General features: G+C 67.1%; 18 protein-coding genes and 1 tRNA gene. 4 read left to right on the top strand and 15 right to left on the bottom strand.

Annotated elements, in window-relative coordinates; genetic code table 11:
- Positions 1-570 precede the first annotated feature (570 nt).
- Entirely contained in the window at positions 571-1,539 is a 969-nt protein-coding gene (locus tag ACWCQ1_RS23980; RefSeq protein ID WP_451027335.1) for a hypothetical protein, read from the bottom strand.
- Positions 1,540-2,110: 571 nt separating this feature from the next.
- On the opposite strand from ACWCQ1_RS23980, the gene ACWCQ1_RS23975 reads away from it, so the two are divergent.
- Positions 2,111-3,223, top strand: a complete 1,113-nt coding sequence (locus ACWCQ1_RS23975; protein ID WP_451027334.1) for a hypothetical protein — start codon at positions 2,111-2,113, stop codon at positions 3,221-3,223.
- Positions 3,224-3,621: 398 nt separating this feature from the next.
- Entirely contained in the window at positions 3,622-4,116 is a 495-nt protein-coding gene (locus ACWCQ1_RS23970) for a hypothetical protein (protein ID WP_451027333.1), read from the top strand.
- Here ACWCQ1_RS23970 and ACWCQ1_RS23965 read toward each other — a convergent pair.
- From ACWCQ1_RS23965 to ACWCQ1_RS23950, 4 genes are all read right to left on the bottom strand, one after another.
- A complete protein-coding gene (locus tag ACWCQ1_RS23965; RefSeq protein ID WP_451027332.1) occupies positions 4,082-4,864 on the bottom strand; it encodes an IS5 family transposase in 783 nt (260 codons plus the stop codon). The genes ACWCQ1_RS23970 and ACWCQ1_RS23965 overlap by 35 nt on opposite strands.
- A 448-nt stretch (positions 4,865-5,312) precedes the next feature.
- The gene (locus ACWCQ1_RS23960) at positions 5,313-8,336 is read right to left on the bottom strand and encodes a tetratricopeptide repeat protein (RefSeq protein ID WP_451027331.1); all 3,024 of its coding nucleotides are present in this window, start codon (positions 8,334-8,336) and stop codon (positions 5,313-5,315) included.
- A gap of 89 nt (positions 8,337-8,425) precedes the next feature.
- The gene (locus ACWCQ1_RS23955) at positions 8,426-8,902 is read right to left on the bottom strand and encodes a hypothetical protein (RefSeq protein WP_451027330.1); all 477 of its coding nucleotides are present in this window, start codon (positions 8,900-8,902) and stop codon (positions 8,426-8,428) included.
- Positions 8,903-9,830: 928 nt separating this feature from the next.
- Positions 9,831-9,912: transfer RNA gene (locus tag ACWCQ1_RS23950), tRNA-Tyr, on the bottom strand.
- Between the two features lie 225 nt (positions 9,913-10,137).
- Here ACWCQ1_RS23950 and ACWCQ1_RS23945 point away from each other — a divergent pair.
- Positions 10,138-10,626, top strand: a complete 489-nt coding sequence (locus ACWCQ1_RS23945) for a YajQ family cyclic di-GMP-binding protein (RefSeq protein WP_451027329.1) — start codon at positions 10,138-10,140, stop codon at positions 10,624-10,626.
- 130 nt (positions 10,627-10,756) lie between these two features.
- Here ACWCQ1_RS23945 and ACWCQ1_RS23940 read toward each other — a convergent pair whose 3' ends face one another.
- The gene (locus ACWCQ1_RS23940; protein ID WP_133043324.1) at positions 10,757-11,023 is read right to left on the bottom strand and encodes a GlsB/YeaQ/YmgE family stress response membrane protein; all 267 of its coding nucleotides are present in this window, start codon (positions 11,021-11,023) and stop codon (positions 10,757-10,759) included.
- A 216-nt stretch (positions 11,024-11,239) separates the two neighbouring features.
- Between ACWCQ1_RS23940 and ACWCQ1_RS23935 the strand changes: the two genes are divergently transcribed.
- Positions 11,240-12,499, top strand: a complete 1,260-nt coding sequence (locus ACWCQ1_RS23935) for an APC family permease (protein ID WP_451027328.1) — start codon at positions 11,240-11,242, stop codon at positions 12,497-12,499.
- A 24-nt stretch (positions 12,500-12,523) separates the two neighbouring features.
- On the opposite strand, the gene ACWCQ1_RS23930 is transcribed toward ACWCQ1_RS23935, so the two are convergent.
- From ACWCQ1_RS23930 to ACWCQ1_RS23890, 9 genes are all read right to left on the bottom strand, one after another.
- On the bottom strand, positions 12,524-12,967 hold the full coding sequence (locus tag ACWCQ1_RS23930; protein ID WP_451027327.1) for an SMI1/KNR4 family protein: 444 nt from the start codon (positions 12,965-12,967) through the stop codon (positions 12,524-12,526).
- A 131-nt stretch (positions 12,968-13,098) separates the two neighbouring features.
- Positions 13,099-13,491, bottom strand: a complete 393-nt coding sequence (locus tag ACWCQ1_RS23925) for a YccF domain-containing protein (RefSeq protein WP_451027326.1) — start codon at positions 13,489-13,491, stop codon at positions 13,099-13,101.
- Positions 13,488-14,351, bottom strand: coding sequence for a zinc metalloprotease HtpX (gene htpX / locus ACWCQ1_RS23920; protein WP_133043328.1), 864 nt, complete (start codon positions 14,349-14,351; stop codon positions 13,488-13,490). Before htpX ends, ACWCQ1_RS23925 begins: the two co-directional genes overlap by 4 nt.
- A 192-nt stretch (positions 14,352-14,543) precedes the next feature.
- Entirely contained in the window at positions 14,544-16,052 is a 1,509-nt protein-coding gene (locus ACWCQ1_RS23915; protein WP_451027325.1) for an NADH-quinone oxidoreductase subunit N, read from the bottom strand.
- Entirely contained in the window at positions 16,049-17,623 is a 1,575-nt protein-coding gene (locus tag ACWCQ1_RS23910; protein WP_451027324.1) for an NADH-quinone oxidoreductase subunit M, read from the bottom strand. Before ACWCQ1_RS23910 ends, ACWCQ1_RS23915 begins: the two co-directional genes overlap by 4 nt.
- Before the next feature lie 6 nt (positions 17,624-17,629).
- Complete coding sequence (locus ACWCQ1_RS23905) at positions 17,630-19,624, bottom strand: NADH-quinone oxidoreductase subunit 5 family protein (protein ID WP_451027323.1); 1,995 nt, start codon at positions 19,622-19,624, stop codon at positions 17,630-17,632.
- Positions 19,621-20,019 (bottom strand): NADH-quinone oxidoreductase subunit NuoK, encoded by a 399-nt coding sequence (gene nuoK, locus ACWCQ1_RS23900; RefSeq protein WP_133043332.1) that lies wholly within the window; start codon positions 20,017-20,019, stop codon positions 19,621-19,623. The genes ACWCQ1_RS23905 and nuoK overlap by 4 nt, the downstream gene beginning before the upstream one ends.
- Entirely contained in the window at positions 20,019-20,711 is a 693-nt protein-coding gene (locus ACWCQ1_RS23895; protein WP_451027322.1) for an NADH-quinone oxidoreductase subunit J family protein, read from the bottom strand. Before ACWCQ1_RS23895 ends, nuoK begins: the two co-directional genes overlap by 1 nt.
- Entirely contained in the window at positions 20,708-21,316 is a 609-nt protein-coding gene (locus ACWCQ1_RS23890; protein WP_358593166.1) for a NuoI/complex I 23 kDa subunit family protein, read from the bottom strand. The genes ACWCQ1_RS23895 and ACWCQ1_RS23890 overlap by 4 nt, the downstream gene beginning before the upstream one ends.
- Positions 21,317-21,318: the final 2 nt, after the last annotated feature.

Genomic DNA, 21,318 nt, shown 5'->3' with positions numbered 1-21,318 from the left:
GGCGGATCTTCCGCAAAGCCCGGTGCAGCCCGAACCGACTGTCGTCAATCGCAGCCGCCATCCTCACCCTGGAGAGGCACCGCTGAAAAGGCTCAGTAGGCAACCAGGCAATCTTCAGGGATGTAGCGGACAGTGTTCAGGCAGTCGGCGACCTTCACGTGGATCGAAGATCGCCCCAGGTTGAACGCCTCGGCAGACTTACTGCGGGCTGGCTTCACCCCCGCCGAGCTCGCGGTTTCCCAGGGATAAGACTGTCCTGGGGGATGCCTGTGGGGAGCCGCCGCTCGCGACCAGTGACGCACCTCGTGGGCACGAGGCGCCGAGGATCATGATTCACCGCCCGTCCCTTAACCGCGATCGCACCCTCCGCTACATCCGCAGGGCAGGAGCGCTCCACCCGTCGAAGGAACCAGGCGCAGCCCCACGGAATGCCAGTAACGACGCGTGGAACACGCCGACCCCGGCGCTTTCCACCCGCAGGCCGCCGGCGCGTCAGCCCTTCGCAGACTCCGGTTGGCGTACCGCCATCGACACGACGAGGCCAGTCGTAAGCCTGTTAAGTCAACTCGGCTACAGCGCTGCCGTCGACAGGGCTCCCGGTCGCAGGGGCTGCGGACGGCAGGAAGCGGCCCATTCGCAGAGGTGCTCGCCAAGGTCGTCAGAGAGCTTCGCCAGGTAACCATCAGGGTTCTCCGCGGCGCTCCTTGCTGCACGATCTAGATCGTCGATCGTCACCATTTGCGAGCCGTGGACAAACTCTTTGTAGTGGAAGTCACGGAGACGCTGGATGATCTTCCCAATGAGCTTGCCGATGCATCCCCGCACTCGCTCATCGGGATCGTCTCGCCAGATGCCGTACAGGCGCACAGCAACCGAACGCAGCGCCCCCTCCTCTGCCGGGCTTGTCCTCGTCATCCTCACGAGTGCCTCGACGATGAGGAGCTTGGTTCTGGGGCTGAAGGAGGGGATCCAGCATCCGTCCACCGCACTCGGCCAGTGCAGGGACTGGCACGCGTCGAGCCGTTTGGCGTTTCGACACAGCAACTCCGCTGCGACGAGCTGGGCGCTGGGAGATGTTGCGCGCAGGGCGGCGTCGATCACCAAGATGGCCGTTTCTTCCGAGATCTGGCCCTCGTGCTCGTCGTCCGCCCACAAGTCCACAAGCAATGCCACGGCCAGATCGGCGTAGCCGAGCTTCGTGAGCGCGAGGAGTCCCGAGGCAAGGGCTGCTGGGTGGGCGGGCCTTGATTCGGTGGGGGAGACCAGCTGTCCCGCACGCATCGCAGCTTCCAGCCTGAGCTGACGAGACTGCTCTTCCTGCTCATGGGCCAATCGGCGTTCGGTCCGGTGGTTCAGGACATATCCGATCAGAGAGACCGATGCACCGACGAGGACCCCAACGAAGGTGAGGACGGCCGCAAGTCGAGAGGTACTCCCGCTTCCGAAGAATGGACCGAGCAGAAGCACCGCAGGCAAGACGGCCACAGTGGCAACGATGACGATCGAGGTCAGGACGAGCTTCCGACCCTCTCTACTCATGTGAGACCCCTCCTCCACTCCTCCACCAGTGTTCGACGCCACGCGGCTACATGATGACTCTGGCGGGAATGATGCGCCCACCGAACCGGATGCGCCATGCCCCGGGTTTGTCGTCGGCTCCTCGGGCGCACTGCCACTGCTCCCGGGCCAGCCGAGAGTCGGGGGTCCTCTCGCGGTTAGGAACGCATCGCTGCGATCAGGGCAGCGAGAGCACCGAGCAGGCCGGCCAAAGGCGTCGCCACAACCAGAAGCAGGCGAGCCCAGCGTGGGATGTCACCGTCCGTCTCGGAAGCGGAAGGGCCCTCAGAGCACATCGAGTCAGGTCTCCTATCGGTCTACAGGCATGTGCCAGCAGGATCGGCTGGCTAGTCCCGCCCCAAGCCATGGGGGAACAGGCGCCAGGCCTTGTGAGTTCGATGAAGCCTGTCCGTGACGGGAAAGGCGATCATTCCGGCCATATTCAGCAACACCCGGACGGACAAGATCCCTCTGACCTAGCCTTTTGCCAGCAACCTTGGACGGCACCAGACGGACGTGGACAGTGCCGGACACTCACGGACTGGAGCCCCTGATGGACTTGGCAGCCCACCTTCGACAGCTCCGAGAACTTGCAGGCACCCCATCTATTCGCACCATCGAGCGTCTAATAGCCCGACAGGGAAGGCAAGACGGGATGGCGCGATCCACGATTCAAGAAAAACTGACGGGGCGTAGTGCGCTGAAATTCCCTGAGATCCTATCTATTGTCGAGGCGCTGGCAGAACACGCCAGGCTCAAAGATGTCCCGCTACCCCAATCGGAAATCGATCAAATGGTATGGCGGGAAAGATTCGTAAGGAAATCAGAAAGGACCCATCACCCCACCCAACTGAGTAATCCCATCAACCTGTATCCAAAGAATAAAATCGAGTGGAACATAGAACCACTCAGACAAGCCCAAATGATCGACCTTGTGGCCATCGTCACCGAGTCGGAAGATAATTCAATCTCGACGTGGCTCCCCACGGTGCTGCGTGAAATGTATCGCGCCGAAATGGATTTCACTGACTATATAAAAACAGCATCGAAAGACAGTCCGCACGGATTGGCGCAGACGATTGCCGCACTTGAGGAAGAGTTTCCCAAGACCGAACCAGCGGGGTGGGCGGGCGGAACATGGGAAAACGACCTCACCGTAGGCCGCCTACTGCAGTTCGCGGCGGAGCTGCACGGCCCAACAGCGTCTCCGGCAGTCGCAGCAGCATTACGAAGGTCAGACCTCGGCACTAAAGTCGACGTCTATCTAGAAAATGTAGCTACATGGCATCTCGCCAAGGATATTGAAAGGGCTATCGACCATCTACGCGCGGCCGGGATGGAAAGGGACGCCAGAAAGCTGTTAGGTTACGTAGGCTCCCACCGCAGCAGCGATCGCGTGGTCGAAGTGGTAGTGCATTTTGAAAGCGCGAACAGGATCGCAGACAGGAATGTCATCCTCGGGGGTGTAGCCAATCATGATCTGCAACGCCTCGGATACGTTGTCCCTAGACTCCAAAAGGCATCGGCACCCGAAGATGTGCTTATGGAAGTGGCACGAGGCGTGCCTTACGGAAAGCACGTCGAATACGCTCAGCATCTCGAAGAAGCTGGCCTAGAAGAGTTCGCACACCTAGTACGGCTGGCGGCAGATGAGTTGCCGTTCTAGCTAGTTAGAATCAGCAGCACCCAAGCCACCTGCGAGGGATCCACACATTACAAGTTGTCGGATCAGAGTCCGGAGACGTCCGAGCGCGTCCGCATTGCAGATGAAGCCGCTGCTCAAAGGACGCCCTGAACTCCGGTGGATGACTGTGGACTGCACCAGATCGAACCGTCATTGAGACCACAATTGAGACCGTCACCGTGACGGTTGACGACGCCCTCGTCGACTCATCACGGGGTCAATCCGTGCTGTCGAAAGAACTGCTCCCATGCGGACTTACAACGCTGAGAAGCCGTTGTCTTTCCGAGAGTGACGGGTTCGTTTCCGCTGGTCAGGTGTAGGGGTGGTGTTTCGGCGGGAGGGACGGGGTGTCGTGTCGTCTCTTCGGCGGAGGTGCCGGAATGCCGTCGGTGTTGGGGTTGCTGGAGGAGCGTGAACGCGCCGCTCGGCAGCGGGTGGAGGCTCTCCGGGGCGAGCTGCGGGAAGCGGAGGCGGTGTGGGAGCGGTTCGTGATCGCCCGTGAGACGGTGGGCGAGGTTCTGGCGGAGCCCCGCGGAGGCGAGGACGTGGCGCCGGTCGAGGTGGCCGGCGAACGGCCGGTGCAGGTCAGGCAGGCGGTGCCCGGCTCAGTGGTGCCGCACTGGCAGGAAGGACTCGCGCCGGCGGTTCTCGCGCCGGACTACCGGCGGATCATGGACGTCCTGGGCGGCGAGAACGGGATGCGCGGGGAGGCGATGGACTGTCGTCAACTCGCGGCAGCGCTGGGGCTGGAGCCGGTTGCGGCGAAGGTCGAAGGAGTGCGGTCGAAAGCCAAGCGGCTGGCCGTGCGGGGCTGGCTGGCGGAGCAGCGGCCGGGGCTGTTCAGCGTGCCCGTCGGGCGAGGCGGCGGCTCATGACCATGCTCATCGCCCACGTGATCACCGCCTCCGAGGTGTCGGTGCGCATCTCGTAGTCGCGGGCCAGCCGGCGTGAGTGCATCAGCCATGCGAACGTGCGCTCCACCAGCCACCTCTTCGGCAGCACGGTGAAACCGCTGGTGTCGTCGCTGCGTTTGACCACAGTCAGCGCGATCCGCCAGGCGTCGCGGGCGACGTCGACCAGACGCCCGGTGTAGTCTCCGTCGGCCCACACCCGCGTGACGCGCCAGTGCCGTTTGCGCAGCCGGGCCAGGAGCGTCTGTCCCGCCTCCCGGTCGGTGACCGAGGCCGCGGTCACCATCACAGCCAGCAGCGGTCCGAGGGTGTCCACCACGATGTGCCGCTTGCGGCCGTTGACTTTCTTCCCGCCGTCGAAGCCCCGGCTGGAGGCAGGCACCGACGCGGCTGCCTTCACCGACTGCGCATCGATGATGCCGGCCGTCGGCTCCGCATCCCGGCCCGCAGCCATGCGGACCCGGTCGCGCAGACGGTCGTGGAACTCGGCGGTCAGACCCTTGTCCCGCCAGCGCCGGAAGAAGGCGTAGACGCGGTCCCACGCGGGGAAGTCCGCAGGCATCGCCCGCCAGGTGATGCCGCCCGCGACCAGGTAGCGCACCGCGTCGACCATCTGCCTGTGGCAATAGCTCTCCGGTTGCCCGCCGCGGCCCTCCAGCCAGCCGGGAACCGGCATCGCCTCGCGCACGACGGCCCACTCTGCGTCGCTCATGTCCGACGGATACTTCGGTCGCCTGTACGGCCGGTCCCCGGCGTTCCCGAACCGGTGAGCGAGGCAATCACACTCCAGGGCAACCGCGTTGGACGACAGCGACGCCGGCACGGAAGACTGCAGCACCAGGGGCCTCCTGTTGCTCGATTGGATTCGACACCCTCGAGCTGTGCGGGAGGCCCCGCTTTCATGCCCGGCCAACCAGAAGATCACCCGACCAAGTCGACGATCTCGAACTCACGCCCACCAAGATCGATAGAGCAACAGCCTCTCAGCCAAGATCAGGTGAGACAAGCCGCGCATTCCCATCCTCGATCAAATGAGGCTGTTCGAATACGAAAAGGACCCCTCTATCCTGCTCTTAAGCAGCTCAGAGGGGGGTCTCTCAGCGTGGCGGAGCCAGGAACTCGCCACGGTCACGTCGCTGCCCCGCACCTGCCCCGCGACTTCACTCGAGGGGCAGGTGTACTGCTCTGACCCGGCCTGGGAGGTCGGAAGCATCAGGGACTCCGGAAAGCCAGGACCTTATCTGCGCTAGTGGTTGGGCCGACCCCTCAAAGCCTCTCCGCACCGCTTCAGCGAACCAGGATTCCGCTTCCGACAACAGACCGCGGGCCGCCAGCAGGGCGCCAAGGTTGTGGGCTGCTTGGGGATGCCCGGCCTCGGCTGACTTTCGGCACCAGAATTCCGTCCGCTCCTGGTCGCCGTCTGCCGCGAAATAGGACGCACAGGCGAAGGCGGTTTCCGCGTCCCTGCGCTCTTCGAGCCACCAGTACTTCGCCTCCGCTTGGCCGTCACGCTCCTCGGACTGCAGCCGAGCCAGCACGAAGGCGAATTCGGGCAACTCATCCACGAGGTCGCGGAGTCGTTCTGTTACTTCCTCCGTGTCCCCGGATTCGATGAGCCAGGAAGCGAGTCGGATGGTCGCATCCTGGTGTCCTTCATTAGCCGCCTTGGTCCACCAGAAGACCGCCTCCTCCCTATTACCCCGTTTGAAAAGCAACGAACCAAGGTTGAAGGCCGAGGCCGAGACTGCGGGGGCAGCCACTCGCCACCAGTACTCCGCTTCGGAGGGCATCTTTTGCCAGTAGAAATATGTCCCCAGGTTGTGGGCTGCATCGACCCAACCGGCTTCAGCAGCCCACTGCAGGATGGTCTGGGCCACAGTGGACCTGCCCTGCAAACGGAGAAACTCAGCAAATGAGATGATCTCATTCGAGCCGTCTGGGTCGCAGATCAATTCGAGGAACAATGGCTTGGCTTCCCGGGAGCGTCCGTCGCAGACGAGCAAGTCGATCAGGTTGAGGTAGCCCATCGGGTCACCGACGTCCGCGGCCTGGCGAAGCGCGGTCTCGGCTCCGATGAGATCGCCCTCTTCGCGAAGGAGGACTCCGAGGTTGTTGAAAGACTCCAGGTGTCCAGCCTCGCCTGAGCGACGGTACCATTCCTTCGCTCCCTCATCGTCGCCCTCTTCTGAAAGCCGTACGGCGAGGTTGAACATGGCCACTTTATGGCCGCGCTCCGCTCCTTTGGCGTACCAGACTTTGCCCTCATCACGCTTGTCCTGTGTGCTGAGCAGCACGCCGAGTTGGTTGGCGGCTTCCGCGTTTTCGGCCTCGGCGGCGGCTCGCCACCATTTTTCAGCTTCGGTGACTTCGCCACGTTCATCGGCGGCGCGGCCCAGGATCTCCGCGGCCCGATCGTGGCCCTGTTCAGCGGCCCGCCGCAACCACAACTCGGCCTGGTCATCACCGCGCAGCCGGAGAAGATGTCCGTGCACGTACATCGCCTCGGGGTCTCCGGCCATGGCTCCTGCCTGCCACCACGGTTCCGCCTCCGATTCGTCGCCACGCACGTGTAGGAGAGTCGCCAGGATAGTGATCGCCTTGACGAATCCGCCCTCCGCCGCACGGCGCAGCCAAGCCTCGGCCTTCCCCTGATCTCCTTTGTTCCAATAATGAACGTAGAGATTGAAAGACGCGAGGACTAGGCCACCCTCCGCGGCCTCCCGCCACCACCTCTCGGCCTCTTCCTCTGCTCCCCGCATCTTCAAGAGGCCGGCAAGATTGAGTTGGGCGGGCGCAATACCCGCCTCGGCCACTGGGCGTAGCAGCGGCTCGATCTCGGCAGTATCCGCCCCCGCGATCATTCGTACCGTTGTGTAGTTAATGATCGCTTCCTCGTCGCCCGTCTCGACAAGGGGCCGCCATGCCTGCTCAGCGATCGCCCACTGCCCGCTGAACGTAGCGACCTGGGCGACGAGCGGGCGCGTGCCGCTGTCGGCATACTTCAGTGCGATGAGCCACACCGAGTCCGGTATATCTGGCGCCTCTACGTCGCGGGCCACCGCGTCGACCAGGTAATCGAAGGGCCTCTTACTGTCTTCTTCCTCACCCTCCATCAGCAGACTCGCGACACCGAAGCGGACCTGTGAGGCCCAGGCGAAGGCGTCGGCGTACGGCTCGGGGCGCAGAACAGCGCCGCCCAGGGTCTTGAGGTAGTCATGGTGCGCTTCCTGCAGCGCAGGCATCGGCAAGTCGCCGACCAAGCCGACTCGGGCCAGGTCCACGGCTGCTGCGACAAGTGCAGCGCCCCGTGGATGACCTCCCTTGGCAGTGGCTCTCGCCGCCCTGCGCCACTCGACAAGGAGCTCCGGCCCGGCTGCCAGGTACTCGGCGATGCCGTGGATGCCGTGACGGGCATAAGCCTCGTGCATGCGGTCATCATCCACTAGCGCTACGCGGGCGAGTTCGGCCTTGCTCCACAGCCGCCGCACGACGATGGGCTCCACCATGTTCAGAACCCGCAGTCCGCTGTCGGCCGTCATGCGGTTCGAGCCGCCGTCGCACGAGATTTCGTCAGCAGTCTCCCGCAGGGTGTCGTAACGCTCGTCCCTCAGAGTCGACAGCACCACTAGGCGGGACCTGATCAGCGACGTTAGCAAGGACGGTTCGAGGCCGCCCGGTCCCAAGTAGCGCTCGAGATCGTCGAGCCACAGGATGTGCCGGTCATAGGCACGCTCGTCGGGCGCCCGGCGCAGCAGCCGCAGATCGGCCTCCCGGGACGGGGCAAGGAGCAGATGCCTGGGAAGCACCTCTTTCACGGCTTCGAGGGCGGTGCGGCTCTTGCCGGCCGTCGAGTCCCCAGTGAGCAGCACAAAGCCACCCGACTCTGCCGCGATCCGCAGCTCGTCCCGCACTCGGTCGTCCACGTCGCGCAGGACGTAGGGCGGCAGCACCGAGCCGTCGGTTCCGCCCGCACGGGCACGATGCACACCAAGGCCAACTAGGTTGGCGTCAGCCACTGGCTGCCAGTTTCCCAGGGCCGTCGAATCCGCAGCGTCGGCGGCGTAGTGATGGTGGATCCCGCCAGTGAGGTAGGTGGCCGCGACCCCGCCACCAACTGCCAGGAGATGAGATTGCTCGGCGACTATTCGAGACGAGGGTACGTAGGCCCCTTCAAGCTGACTCATCCCCCCGGCGTGTTGGGAGGAAAACAACAGGGCTTGCGAATCACCAGTGTTGCCCGCAGGCTGGGGTTGATTCGTGGAGGCCGGTCCGCTCAGCCCTGGGACGGATCCGGCGCCTGAGGGCGCCCAACGTGTGCACCTCCGTGGATGACGCCCGCTGCGATCGAACCCTTCTCAGCGCGGATGTCCATATTGCCGCCCACAGCCAGGCCTCCCGCTCCGGCCAATGCCACGCCCTGGTTGGAGTGTTGGGCCAGCAAGCTACGCAGGTCCTCGGCGGCCTCCACACGTTCGCCGTGGTCCAGTCCCTCGAGCAAGGCCTCAAAACGGGCCTGCCAAGCCGACTCCTGCCGGATACGTAGCACCTCAGCCTGGTCCGTTTCCGCTGACTGAAGTTCACCGGCGGTCTGATCCAAACGTTCAAGTTCCGCCCGCTCGCGCTTTCCGTCGCCTCGACCGAACCAACGTGCCACCGCGGCACGCAACTCGGTCCACGCGTCTGTCCCCGCCGCCCGCACCACCGCAGCTCCGCCGGCCGCCGCCAACGCCATCAACGTTTGTTCCAGCATCCCCGCTTGCCCTCCTAAAGAGCGCTGACCTCGCTAGCAAGGTACGGCCCCGCACAGGCCCTGCGCAGCGTTATGGGAAAAACGCCCGATAGGCCGTGTGACTCAGCTCTCGTAATCGTCACCGGCCCAACCGCTGAGAGAGACCGCCTCCGAACAGCGGAAGCGCAGTTCGGAGGGTCTCTTCCCAGCGACCTTGGCCAGCGGGGATTCGGAAGGACGGTGCTGGGCCAGCAGGACGCCACTGACCCATTGGCGGTTGGCGGGCTTCACGTCTGCGCCCTGGAGCCGTCCGGCAAGCAGCGAGGCCCCGGAGTCCTTGGGAAGGTCGTCGGCTCCAGTAGCAGGAAAGCGGCGCTGGGGCCGCCAGCGGCGAGTGCGTTCAGGTGGCCGGTTAGTTCTGCGGATTCGTTGTGCAGGAACGCCGGGCCGCACACCTCAAGGTCCAGTTCGTCAGGGACCCAACTGTTGAGGTAGGCGACGTATCCGCCGACCTCGCGCCCTGGGTGGAGAACCTCTCGGTCCCCCACCATGAGCATTCTCGCTCCCATCGGATGCGCTGTGGCGAACGTCCACTGCTTAAAGCTCGACGACGACAGCGACGAGGTGGCCCTTCTGGCTTTACAGCGAAGTCGACTCCATAGAGATTCCGCGTCGGGCCGGACACTCGATCGCAGTGCCCGTACGCGTCTACGCGAAGGTTCTAGCGCAAGCCCAGAGCCGAGCCAACCACCAGATCTAGGCTAACCTGCGCGAATGGGACGGATCCTCGGGGGACGCGTGGGGGACACGCGCTGATCAGACCTGACACTCAGCTGGAATCAGGTGAGACAAGCCACGCATTTCAACCTCGCCTCGAATGACCGTGTTCGAATACAAAGAGACCCCCTCGCGCTGCGTTTCCGCAGTTCGGAGGGGGTCTCTCTCAGCGTGGCGGCGCCAGGATTCGAACCTGGGAAGGCTGAGCCGGCAGATTTACAGTCTGCTCCCTTTGGCCGCTCGGGCACACCGCCGGGGTTGCTGCCGTTCGAACCGCTTTTCGGCGGTGCTCTCTGGCAACGACGTAAACAATACCCGATGCCGAGGGGTGCTTCGCCACCCGATTGATCTGCGCTCGGAGGACCGTGGGTGGCTAGGCTTGAGCGGATGCTGCCCGGGCAACACGCCGGGCTCGGCGGTCACCCCCACGCCCGCCGATCCGCACCCCACACGCACCCCGATACAAGGAGCCACAGGACATGGCCGACTCCAGTTTCGACATCGTCTCGAAGGTCGAGCGGCAGGAGGTCGACAACGCCCTCAACCAGGCCGCCAAGGAGATCTCGCAGCGCTACGACTTCAAGGGCGTGGGAGCCTCGATCTCGTGGTCCGGTGACAAGATCCTCATGGAGGCGAACACCGAGGACCGGGTCAAGGCCGTCCTCGACGTCTTCCAGTCCAAGCTGATCAAGCGCGGGATCTCCCTGAAGGCGCTGGACGCGGGCGAGCCCCAGCTCTCGGGCAAGGAGTACAAGATCTTCGCGTCGATCGAGGAGGGCATCTCCCAGGAGAACGCGAAGAAGGTGGCGAAGATCATCCGCGATGAGGGCCCGAAGGGCGTGAAGGCCCAGGTCCAGGGTGACGAGCTGCGCGTCAGCTCCAAGAGCCGGGACGATCTGCAGGCCGTCATCGCCCTCCTGAAGGGCAAGGACTTCGACTTCGCGCTCCAGTTCGTGAACTACCGGTGACACCGGCGGAACCGTGATATCGGCGACATCAGGCAGTCGCTGACTCCTCGGCGTACGAGAAGGGTGGGCACCCGTCGGTGCCCACCCTTCTCCCCTGCTGGCTGCGGTCCGGGGGTGTACTCGGTGGTGCTCAGTCTCGCGAGTTGCCGAACAGGATGCGGTAGACGATCAGCAGGACCAGTGAGCCGCCAATCGCTGCTGCCCAGGTGGCTCCGTCGTAGAAGTTCTTGGAGATCGGATGGTCCAGCCAGCGGGCCGAGATCCAGCCGCCGATGAACGCGCCCGCGATGCCGATGAGCGTCGTTCCGATGAAGCCGCCCGGGTCGCGGCCCGGCAGCAGGAACTTGGCGATGGCCCCGGCCAACAGCCCCAGAATGATCCAGCTGATGATCGTCATGCCGTGAACCTGCCCTTCCGCACTGTGCTTGCACTGTCCGTACGGTGTGATTTCGGTGCGGACATGCTGTGCGCCGCGCGTCGTGCGTCCGTGGTGCGCGGGCCGGGGGCCGGTCGGTCCGTACGACCGGCTCGTCGCGCGCCTGTTCGTGCTCTGTTGGGATAGAGGACGTCAAGGCGGCACTCCTCGGTTGCGGCGATCAGTAGGGTGCCGGGCATGACGCATTCTGGCGCCACGTCCGAGCTACGGCGCACCCTGGGGGTCGGGGACGCCGTCGTCATCGGGCTCGGCTCGATGGTCGGGGCAGGCATCTTCGCCGCCCTCGGGCCGGCGGCACGCGCCGCCGGTTCGGGGCTGCTGGTCGGCCTGGCGGTCGCCGCCGTGGTCGCGTACTGCAACGCCACGTCCTCGGCGCGGCTGGCCGCGCTGTATCCGGCCTCCGGCGGCACCTACGTGTACGGGCGCGAGCGGCTCAGTGCCTTCTGGGGCTATCTCGCGGGCTGGTCGTTCGTCGTCGGGAAAACGGCCTCCTGTGCGGCGATGGCACTGACTGTGGGCGCGTACGTCTGGCCGGAGCAGACGCATGCCGTGGCGGTCGCCGCCGTGGTGGCGTTGACGGCAGTGAACTACGGCGGCATCCAGAAGTCTGCCTGGCTGACGCGGGCGATCGTGGCGGTGGTGCTGGCTGTCCTCGCGTCCGTGGTGGTCGTGTGCCTGGGGTCGGGGGCGTCCGAGGCCGGGCGGCTGAGCGTCGGGACGTCGGGCGGTGTGGGCGGGGTGATGCAGGCGGCCGGCCTGCTGTTCTTCGCGTTCGCGGGGTACGCCCGCATCGCGACCCTCGGTGAGGAGGTGCGGGATCCTGCGCGCACCATCCCCCGAGCCATCCCGGTGGCTCTGGGCATCGCGCTCGCGGTGTACGTGTGTGTGGCGGTGGCCGTCCTTTCGGTACTGGGTGCCGATGGTCTCGGGCGGGCGGGGGCTCCGCTGGCCGACGCGGTGCGGGCTGCCGGGGTGCCGGGGATGGTGCCGGTCGTGCGGGTGGGTGCGGCGGTGGCCGCGCTGGGTTCGCTGCTCGCCCTGATCCTGGGTGTCTCGCGGACGACGCTGGCCATGGCCCGCGACCGGTATCTGCCCGGCGCGCTGTCGGCCGTGCATCCGCGCTTCCAGGTGCCGCACCGGGCCGAACTGGCTGTCGGCGCGGTCGTCGCCGTCCTGGCCGCCACGGTGGACGTCCGGGGCGCGATCGGGTTCTCCTCCTTCGGTGTGCTGGCGTACTACGCCGTGGCCAACGCCTCCGCCTGGACCCTCGATCCGGTTCCGAAGGCGCGGCTGTTGCCGGCGGTGGGACTCGTCGGCTGCGTGGTGCTGGCGTTCTCGCTGCCGGGCGTCTCGACGGTGGTGGGCGCGGCCGTGTTGGCGGTGGGTGTGGCGTTGTACTGCGTGCGGCGGCGGGTGGCGGGGCGGCGCCAGGTGTAGGCGGTCGTTGAGTGCCGGGCGGTGTCAGGAAGCCGACGCCTGCGCCGTACGTATACGGAAGTCGGTCCAGGCAGGCATCTGGAACTCGTCGTCCATCACGTCGTACCAGCCTGTGCCGTCGCCCCAGGCCCGCAGCCAGTCCGCGAGGTCAGGGGTGTCCACGAACCAGGCATGGTCGGGGTCCTTGCGGCCGCTGTCGCGGTTGGCGAGGTACTGCACAACGGGGGCGGGCTCACCGGCAGGCGGGCTGTCGAGCAGGGGCAACAGGCCGTATTCCGGGCCGAATCCGCTGGCCCCTATCCGCAGGTACAGGTCGGAGAGCAGTGACGGCAGGGTGAAGCCCAGGGAGGCCTCGGCGCGTGCCGGCGTCGCCTCGTCGACAGGCTCGGGGAGGGAAGGCCAGCCCCAGGGGCGGGTGTTGCGTGCCTTGGCGGCCACCCGTGCCAGCAACTGCTCGTTCTCGGTCATGGGTTCATGATGCAAGCCGCCACTGACACCCCGGCCGGCCTGTGGACAACCGTGGGATTGGGGACAACGTCGGCTGTGGAAAACCTCGGCTGTGGAAAACGCGACCCCCCGGGCGGCGAAGACCGGGGAGGTCAGCTGGCCGCGAAGGGCTCGTCCGTGCGTACGATCTCGCGGCCGAGCGGCAGCAGGGAGACCGGGATCAGCTTGAAATTGGCGATGCCGAACGGGATGCCGATGATCGTGATGCACAGCGCGATGCCGGTGACGATGTGCGTGAGCGCCAGCCACCAGCCCGCGAGGACCAGCCACAGGACGTTGCCCACGCATGAGGGCGCACCGGCGTCACGGCGCTCGACCGTGGTGTATCCGAAAGGCCACAGGGCGTAGACGCCGATACGGAACGCGGCGATTCCGAAGGGAATGCCGATGATCGTGATGCAGAGCAGGAGTCCCGCGGCCACGTATCCGAGGAACAGCCAGAAGCCGCTGAGGACCAGCCAGATGACGTTCAGGATGGTTTTCACTGGGGGCGACCTGCCATCTTCTCGAGCCGGGCGATGCGTTCCGCCATCGGCGGATGCGTCGAGAACATCTTGGAGAGTCCCTGACCAGGACGGAAGGGGTTCGCGATCATCATATGACTCGCGGTCTCGATGCGCGGCTCGGGAGGCAGCGGCAGCTGCTGGGTGCCCGTCTCCAGCTTGCGCAGCGCGCTGGCGAGGGCGAGCGGGTCGCCGGTGAGCTGGGCGCCGGAGGCGTCGGCCTCGTACTCACGCGAGCGGCTGATCGCCAGCTGGATGAGGGTGGCCGCGAGCGGGCCCAGGATCATGATGAGCAGCATGCCGAGGATGCCGGGACCGTCGTCGTCGTCCGAACGGCCGATCGGGATCAGCCAGGCGAAGTTGACCAGGAACATGATCACCGAGGCGAGGGCTCCGGCGACCGACGAGATGAGGATGTCGCGGTTGTAGACGTGGCTCAGCTCGTGGCCGATCACTCCGCGCAGTTCACGCTCGTCCAGGATGCGCATGATGCCTTCCGTGCAGCACACGGCGGCGTTGCGCGGGTTGCGGCCCGTGGCGAAGGCGTTCGGGGCCTCCGTCGGGGAGATGTACAGGCGCGGCATGGGCTGGCGGGCCTGGGTGGAGAGGTCGCGGACCATGCGGTAGAGGGCCGGTGCCTCGAACTCGCTCACCGGGCGCGCGCGCATCGCGCGTAGCGCCAGTTTGTCGCTGTTCCAGTACGCGTACGCGTTCGTGCCCAGCGCGACGAGAACCGCTACGACGAGCCCCATGCGGCCGAAGAAGCTGCCGATGACGATGATGAGGGCGGACAGTCCTCCGAGGAGTACTGCGGTCCTTAGCCCGTTGTGCCGGCGGTGCACGGTACGCCCTCCAAGTCGTGCAGCAGGGGAACCCTTTGCTTGCGGATCATGCTTGCTGTCTCCGATGCCACTGGCCCGTGGTGACACGTCCAGTGGACCTTCCCGCCCAGCTCAACGCCAGGCGAGGGTCACTAGTTCCCTTGTGCGTACGACGGCATGCCTCGGCCGTGCGGGTGACGGGCCATGCGGAGGTCAGAAGAGTCCGGTGTCGGCGAACCGCAGGACCAGTTGGGGGGCGCCGGAGAGGGCGATGCCGAGGACCCCGGTGAGGGTGATCGCGGCGGTGAGGGGGGCCGGGAGGCGGTGTCTGACGGGCTCGCCCTCGGGGGCGCGGAACAGCAGCGCCGTCCACTGCAGGTAGTAGAAGAGGGCGATCACGACGTTGGCGGCCATCACGACGGCCAGCCAGCCCAGGCCCGCGTTCACGGCGGCGGAGAAGACGGTGACCTTGGCGAACAGGCCGATGATGCCCGGTGGCAGTCCCGCCAGGCAGAGCAGGAAGAAGGCGAGGAGGAGGGCGGCGAGCGGGTTCGTGGCGTAGAGGCCGCGGTAGTCGATGATGCGGTTCGCGGTCCTGGTGCGGCCCACCAGTGCGGCCACGGCGAAGGCGCCGAGGTTCACGGCCGCGTACATGAGGGCGTAGGCGACCGTGGAGCCGATGGAGCGTTCGGCGTCGTTCGAGTAGGCGGCCGCGGCGATCGGTACGAGGAGGTAGCCGGCCTGGCCGACGGAGGACCAGGCGAGGAGGCGTACGGCGCTGTACGCGCGCGTGGCCTGCTGGCGCAGGGCGCCGACGTTGCCGACGGTCATGGTGAGGGCGGCCAGGGCGGCGAGTGCGGGACCCCAGACGTCGGCGTACGAGGGGAAGGCGACGACCGTGACGAGGATCAGGCCGGTGAAGCCGACCGCCTTGCCCACGACCGACAGGTAGGCGGCGATCGGGAGCGGGGCTCCCACGTAGGTGTCGGGGACCCAGAAGTGGAAGGGTACGGCGGCGGTCTTGAAGGCGAAGCCGACCAGGGTGAGGACGACGCCGGTCTGGGCGAGGGTGTGGAACTGGCCCTCGACGTGCTGGATGCGGTCGGCGACCTGGGTGAGGTAAAGGGTGCCGGTGGACGCGTACACGAAGCTGATGCCCATGAGGCTGACGGCGGTCGCGGTGACCGACGACAGGAAGAACTTCAGGGCGGCCTCGGAGGACTTCTTGTCGCCGTGCCGGATGCCGACGAGGGCGAAGGCGGGCAGGGAGGCGACCTCCAGGGCGACGATGAGGGTCGCGAGATCGCGGGAGGCGGGCAGAAGGGCGGCGCCGGCGGCGGAGGACAGCAGAAGGAACCAGTACTCCCCTTCGGGGAGTTGTCTGTCCGCGTCCTTGAGGGTGGTGACCGACAGCAGGGCGGCCAGCAGGGCCCCGCCGAGGACCAGGAACTGGATGACCAGGGTGAAACGGTCGGCGGTGTAGCTGCACGCGTGTGTGCCGTTCACGCAGAAGGTGGCGCGGTCGCCGTCCAACAGCGGCAGGAGCATCAGCGCGGCTGCGGCGAGGCCTGCTACGGAGACCCAGCCGAGGAGCGGTTTGCTTGCCTCGGGCACGAACAGGTCGGCGACGAGGACGACGAGTCCGAGGGCTGCCGCGATGGTGGGGGGCGCGATGGCGAGCCAGTCGACGGACTGGACGAGGTTCGCGGCCAGGGCGCTCATCGGGTGCCTCCTGCGAGGAGCTGTTGCACGGCCGGGTCGGTCAGGCCGAGAAGGGCCCTGGGCCACAGCCCGGCGACGACGGTGAGGGCGACGAGCGGGGTCCAGGCCGCGAACTCGTACGTGTGGACGTCGGCGAGTCTCGGCGCTTCCTGCAGTACGGCGCCCATGCAGACGCGGCGGACGACGACGAGCATGTACGCGGCGGTGAGGAGGGTGCCGAAGGCCGCGATCGCCATGAAGGTGAGGAAGGCGGGGCGGCTGAGGTCCGCAGCCGGCTTGAAGGCGCCGAACAGGGCCAGCATCTCGCCCCAGAACCCGGCCAGTCCCGGCAGTCCGAGCGAGGCGACCGCGGCGAACGCGAGGAGGCCGCCGAGGCGCGGGGCCTTGCCGTAGAGCCCGGCGCCGGTCTCCTCGGCGAGCGTGTCGAGGTCGGTCGTTCCGGTGCGGTCCTTGAGCGCTCCGACCAGGAAGAACAGCAGGCCGGTGATAAGACCGTGGGCGATGTTGGCGAACAGGGCGCCGTTGACGCCGGTCGGGGTCATGGTCGCGATGCCGAGCAGGACGAAGCCCATGTGGCCGACGGAGGAGTAGGCGATGAGCCGTTTGAGGTCGCCTTTCGCACCCTGCTTGGCGAGGGCCAGGCAGGCCAGGGATCCGTAGATGATCCCGACGACGGCGAAGGCGGCGAGGTAGGGGGCGAAGGTGCGGAAACCGTCCGGCGCGATCGGGAGGAGGATCCGGACGAACCCGTAGGTACCCATCTTCAGCAGGACACCGGCCAGCAGGACCGAACCGACGGTCGGGGCGGCGGTGTGGGCGTCGGGCAGCCAGCTGTGCAGCGGCCACATCGGCGTCTTGACCGCGAGCCCGATCCCGATCGCCAGAACGGCGATGACCTGGACGGATGCGGTGAGTGACCGGCCGTTGTCAGTGGCGAGTGCCACCATGTCGAAAGTGCCGGCCTTGATCCCGATCAGGAGCAGGCCGAGCAGCATGACGACCGAACCGAGCAGTGTGTAGAGGATGAACCGCCAGGCGGCCCGGGTCCTGCCCTCGCCGCCCCAGCGGGCGATGAGGAAGTACATCGGGATGAGCACCATCTCGAACGCCAGGAAGAACAGCAGCAGATCGAGGACGGCGAAGGTCGCGAGCGTGCCGGACTCGAGGACGAGCAGCAGCGCGACGAAGGCCTTCGGGGTCGGGCCCGCAGGCATCTTGAAGTACGAGTAGAGCGCGCAGAGGAAGGTCAGCAGCGCGGTCAGGACCAGAAGGGGGAGGGAGATGCCGTCGATGCCCAGGTGGATGCGCACATCGAGTGCTGGGATCCAGCTGATGTCGGTCGTGGCCTGCATCTTCGACGGATGGTCGTGGTCGAAGCCGACCGCGAGGACGACCGTTGCGATGAGGACCGCGCCGGTCACGGTGACGCCGTGCCGGAGCACGGCCTGCCCGGGCGACTTCCCCTTCAGTCCGGGCGGTGCGGGCAGGAGAGCCGCGACCGCGCCGAGGAGCGGGGCGACGACGACGAACGCCAGAAGGAACTGCATCACGGACTCGTTGATATCGATCACGCCTGCTCACGCTCCCGTGGCGACGAGGAGGACGGCGACCGCGAGGACGACGGTGCCGGCGAGCAGCGCGCTCACATAGGTCTGCACATTGCCGGTCTGGGCGCGGCGTACGGCGGCTCCGAGCAGCCGGGGCAGGGCGCCCGCACCGCGTACGTAGGTCTCGACGACCTCGCGGTCCAGGAACCTCACGAGGCTCGCTCCGGCCTGGACCGGGCGGACGAAGAGGGTCGCGTACACGGTGTCGAGGTGGAAGCCGACGGCTGCGTGCCGGTGCAGCGGACCGAGCAGCAGCCGTCCTGGGTCGGCGGGATCGGGCGCGTAGGCCACTCCCCCGTACACGGGGGCGTGGCTGGCGATCGCCTCGGCCTCGACGAGCCCGGCGTCGCGCTCGGGGTGCGCGGCGACCGCTCCCAGCGGGACCCGGGCCGCGAGGGCGGTGGTGTGGCGCCAGGCCGCGTAGGTGACGATGACGCCGGCCAGGGCCAGGCCCGTTCCGACGACGGAGGTGGTCAGGGTCGGGGTGAGGTCGTGGCCGTCGAACCAGTCCGGCAGCAGGCGGAAGGTGAACCCGCCCAGCGCGAGAGACGGGACGGCGAGCACCCACAGCACGACGGTCATGGTCAGGGGCTGCCTGCCGTGGTCGGGGGCCTCGGCGCCTCGGCCGTGGAAGGCCAGCAGCCACAGGCGGGTCGCGTACGCGGCGGTGAGCAGGGCCGTGAGCAGACCGGCGACGAGGGTGATCCAGCCTGAGGCTTCGGGGACGTGCTCGGCGTGGCCGGTGACGACGTGCTCGGCGGCGCCCAGGACGGACTCCTTGGAGAAGAAGCCGCTGAAGGGCGGGATCGCGGCGAGGGCGAGCAGCGCCACGGTCATCGTCCAGAAGGCGTCCGGGACGCGGTCGCGCAGGTTGGTCATGCGGGACATGGCGGCCAGCGAGTTGGTGCCGGCGGCATGGATGACGACGCCGGCGGCGAGGAACAGCAGTGCCTTGAAGGCGCCGTGTGTGAGGAGGTGGAAGACGGCGGCCCCGCGCTCGCCGACGGCGAGGGCGCCGGTCATGTAGCCGAGCTGCCCGATGGTCGAGTAGGCGAGGACCCGCTTGATGTCGTCCTGGGCGAGCGCGGCGAGACCGGAGCCGAGCATGGTGACGGCGGCCATGACGGCGAGGACGACCATCGCGGCCCGGCTGGCCTCGAAGACGGGGAGGAGGCGGGCGACGAAGTAGACGCCTGCGGCCACCATGGTCGCCGCGTGGATCAGCGCGGAGACGGGCGTCGGACCCGCCATCGCGTCGGGAAGCCAGGTGTGCAGCGGGAACTGCGCCGACTTGCCCGCCACGCCTGCCAGGAGCAGCAGGGCGATGACGGTCGGGTGGTCGAGCCCGCCGTGCGCGACGGCGCCGAGGACGGTGGTGATGCGGAACGAGCCGGTCTCGGTGGCGAGCGCGAACAGGCCGATCAGGAAGGGGACGTCACCGAGCTTGGTCACCAGGAAGGCCTTGATGGAGGCGGCACGGGCCTCAGGGGTCTCCCAGTAGTGGCCGACGAGGAAGTAGGAGCAGATGCCCATGATCTCCCAGCCGACCAGCAGCACGATCAGGTCGCCGGAGTAGACGACGAGCAGCATCGCGGAGGTGAACAGGGAGACGAGAGCGGCGTACGAGGGGTAGCGCGGGTCGTCGCGCAGGTACCCCGTGGAGTAGATCTGCACGCAGGTCGCGACCACGCCGACCAGGACGGCGACGAGGGCGGCGAAGCCGTCGATGTGCAGAGAGAGCTCGATCGGGACGGAGCCGGTGGGGGTGAGCTCGCTGGTCGCGTCGACAGCCCGTCCGCCCCCTTGGTCCGCCGCGACGAGGACGGCGAGGACGAGGGCCGCGAGGGTCGGCACAACGGCCAGCGGCCGGACGAAGCCGGGAGCCGTACGGCCCAGCAGCAGGCCTGCGGCCGCCCCCAGGAAGGGCAGGAGGGGGACGAGGACGGCGAGGGTGGTCGTGGTCACGCGGTGGCCTCGGTCTTCCCGGCCCGGCCGGCCTGCTCGGCCGTGAGGGCGTCACTGTCGGGGCCGTCGGTCTCGTGGCCCTCGGCGGTGTCCCGGAGCTTGTCGATGTCCGAGGTGCCGCGGTTGCGGTAGACGGCGAGGACGATCGCCAGGCCGATGCCGATCTCGGCGGCGGCGATGGCGATGGTGAACAGGGTCAGGGCCTGACCGGAGTGCAGGGTCTCCCGGGTGGTCCGGCTGAGCCAGACGTCGAAGGCGACCAGGTTCAGGTTGACGGCGTTGAGCATCAGCTCGACCGACATCAGCACGAGGATCGCGTTGCGGCGGGCGAGGACTCCGTACAGGCCCGTGCAGAAGAGGAGGGCGGCCAGCACGGCGGGATAGGCGAGGTGCATCAGCGGGCGCCTTCCTGCTCGGCCGGGCCCTGCTGTACGGCGGACTTCGACTGCCCGGCGGGAGCCTGTCCCCCAATCGGGTGATTCCGGGAATCCGGGACGGATGGGGAACCACCGGTCGTGGCCCGGGAGTTCACAGGGGGAGAGCTCGACTCGGCCTTCGCCTTGCGGGACAGGACGATGGCGCCGACCAGTGCGGCGAGGAGGAGGACGGAGAGGGCCTCGAAGGGAAGGACCCAGTTCTGGAACAGGCTGGCGCCGGTCACGGCGGTGGATCCGGAGGCGGGGCCGTTCAGGTCGACCCAGGTCGTGCGGAAGGCGTCGACGACGACCCAGACCAGGGCGGCAGCCGCGGCGACGGCCACGGTGAGGGCGGCCCAGCGGTTTCGGGAGTCGGCGTCCGGGGAGCGGCCGATGGGGGCCTTGGTGAGCATGAGACCGAAAAGGAGGAGCACGACGACGGAACCGACGTAGATGAGGACCTGTACCCATGCGATGAACTCGGCGGTGAGCAGGAGGTATTCGACGGCCAGGCCACCGAGGGTGACCACCAGCCAGAGGGCGGCGTGCACCAGCTGTCGGGTGGTGACGGTGACGAGCGCGGCGCCGAAGGTGACCAGGCCGACGAGGAGGAAGGCGATCTCGACGCCGGTCGGGGAGAGGAAGCCGTGTTCCGCGGCGGAGAGGGTCACGGCTGTTCTCCCTGCGGCTCGGTCGGCCCCGTCTGTGCCGCCGCCAGTTTCTCGGCGGTCTTGCGGGCGGCGGCGATCTCCTTCGGCTCCTCAGCGCCGGGGTCGAGAGCGGGCGGGGCCGGCACCGTCCACATCCACTCGCGGAGCTTGTCGCGTTCGTGGGTGAGTTCGCGGATGTCGGTCTCGGCGTACTCGAACTCCGGGGACCAGAACAGGGCGTCGAAAGGACAGACCTCGATGCAGATACCGCAGTACATGCACAGGGAGAAGTCGATGGCGAAGCGGTCCAGGACGTTGCGGCTGCGCTCACGTCCGCCGGGGGCGGCGGGCGGGACGGTCTCCTTGTGGGAGTCGATGTAGATGCACCAGTCCGGGCACTCCCGGGCGCACAGCATGCAGACCGTGCAGTTCTCCTCGAACAGGCCGATCACGCCTCGGGTACGGGGCGGAAGGTCGGGCTGGACGTCGGGGTACTGCTCGGTGACGGTCTTCTTCGTCATCGTGCGGAGGGTGACGGCCAGGCCCTTGGCCAGGCCGGAGCCGGGGATGCGGGACCTGGTGGGCGGGGCAACGCCGTGCCGGGTGGACGGGACGGGCTCGGCCATGG

This window comes from Streptomyces sp. NPDC002144 (assembly GCF_053593695.1).
This window is presented reverse-complemented; position numbering and strand designations above follow the sequence as displayed.

What these genes read in the sequence shown, in the direction of transcription:
- ACWCQ1_RS23955 (WP_451027330.1), bottom strand. Translation starts at nt 8,902, where the DNA reads ATGCTGGAACAAACGTTGATGGCGTTGGCGGCGGCCGGCGGAGCTGCG.
- ACWCQ1_RS23890 (WP_358593166.1), bottom strand. Translation starts at nt 21,316, where the DNA reads ATGGCCGAGCCCGTCCCGTCCACCCGGCACGGCGTTGCCCCGCCCACC.
- nuoK (WP_133043332.1), bottom strand. Translation starts at nt 20,019, where the DNA reads ATGCACCTCGCCTATCCCGCCGTGCTGGCCGCCCTCCTCTTCTGCACG.
- ACWCQ1_RS23975 (WP_451027334.1), top strand. Translation starts at nt 2,111, where the DNA reads ATGGACTTGGCAGCCCACCTTCGACAGCTCCGAGAACTTGCAGGCACC.
- ACWCQ1_RS23935 (WP_451027328.1), top strand. Translation starts at nt 11,240, where the DNA reads ATGACGCATTCTGGCGCCACGTCCGAGCTACGGCGCACCCTGGGGGTC.
- ACWCQ1_RS23930 (WP_451027327.1), bottom strand. Translation starts at nt 12,967, where the DNA reads ATGACCGAGAACGAGCAGTTGCTGGCACGGGTGGCCGCCAAGGCACGC.
- ACWCQ1_RS23960 (WP_451027331.1), bottom strand. Translation starts at nt 8,336, where the DNA reads ATGAGTCAGCTTGAAGGGGCCTACGTACCCTCGTCTCGAATAGTCGCC.
- ACWCQ1_RS23980 (WP_451027335.1), bottom strand. Translation starts at nt 1,539, where the DNA reads ATGAGTAGAGAGGGTCGGAAGCTCGTCCTGACCTCGATCGTCATCGTT.
- ACWCQ1_RS23945 (WP_451027329.1), top strand. Translation starts at nt 10,138, where the DNA reads ATGGCCGACTCCAGTTTCGACATCGTCTCGAAGGTCGAGCGGCAGGAG.
- ACWCQ1_RS23965 (WP_451027332.1), bottom strand. Translation starts at nt 4,864, where the DNA reads ATGAGCGACGCAGAGTGGGCCGTCGTGCGCGAGGCGATGCCGGTTCCC.
- ACWCQ1_RS23970 (WP_451027333.1), top strand. Translation starts at nt 3,622, where the DNA reads ATGCCGTCGGTGTTGGGGTTGCTGGAGGAGCGTGAACGCGCCGCTCGG.
- ACWCQ1_RS23915 (WP_451027325.1), bottom strand. Translation starts at nt 16,052, where the DNA reads ATGAGCGCCCTGGCCGCGAACCTCGTCCAGTCCGTCGACTGGCTCGCC.
- ACWCQ1_RS23940 (WP_133043324.1), bottom strand. Translation starts at nt 11,023, where the DNA reads ATGACGATCATCAGCTGGATCATTCTGGGGCTGTTGGCCGGGGCCATC.